Source organism: Aminobacter sp. P4_D5 (assembly GCF_056401815.1).
The window spans coordinates 1-821 of record NZ_JBFUIP010000551.1 but is presented as its reverse complement, the minus strand read 5'-3'; the positions used below and the strand labels follow the sequence as shown (position 1 = coordinate 821).

The 821-nt window shown below is 62.8% G+C and carries 1 protein-coding gene; it reads left to right on the top strand.

Features of this window, described 5'->3' with window-relative positions:
* Nucleotides 1–80: 80 nt before the first annotated feature.
* On the top strand, nucleotides 81–821 hold a 741-nt coding region (locus AC1DWF_RS33435; protein ID WP_476842796.1), incomplete at its 3' end, for an MBL fold metallo-hydrolase.

Genomic DNA, 821 nt, shown 5'->3' with positions numbered 1-821 from the left:
ACCGGTGACTGAAACGTCCAAGTCGTCGTCGCCGGGTCGGCGATAAGGTCCGGCCTTAGGGCAAGCAAGGCAGCCACGCCATGGACAGACGAGTACTCCTATCCGGCGCAGCAGCGATCGCGCCTTCATTCGCCGGCTTTCTGCCAACCTTCCGTGAGGCTGGTGCACAAACGGTGTCTGCGGCTGCCGGCGATATCGTCGTCACCTTACTGGGCACCGGCTCGCCCGAGCCGAGTGCGACACGCTTCGGCCCAGCGACCCTGGTGCAGGCTGGCGGCCTCACACTGCTGTTTGACGCAGGTCGAGGGGTCACAGTGCGGCTGCACCAGTTGCGCCTGTCGTTCGGCAGGGGCCTCGATGCTGTATTCCTCACACATTATCACTCGGACCATGTCAGTGGTCTGCCCGACCTATGGCTGACGGGTTACATGACCGCCCCCTTTGCGTCTCGCACCAAGCCGCTCAGGCTTTGGGGGCCGTCGGAGGGAACCGCCACGCCGAGCACGTTGACACGCCTGGCGAACGGCTTGCGSGAGGCSTTCGCCACCGACATCCGCATGCGCATCGCTGACGAAGGAATCGGCATCGCTGCGACGGGGATCGAGACGCATGGTTTCCAGGGTGACGGCGTCGTGTTCGAAGAAGCTGGTGTGAAGGTCACCGCCTTCGCAGTTGATCATGGGGATCTGCTGAAGCCATCCGTGGGCTATCGCATCGACTACGGGGCGCGCTCCGTCACCCTCTCAGGTGATACCAAGCCAGATGAGAATCTCATTCGACATGCAGCGGGCACGGATGTCCTGATTCATGAAGTCCTGGTG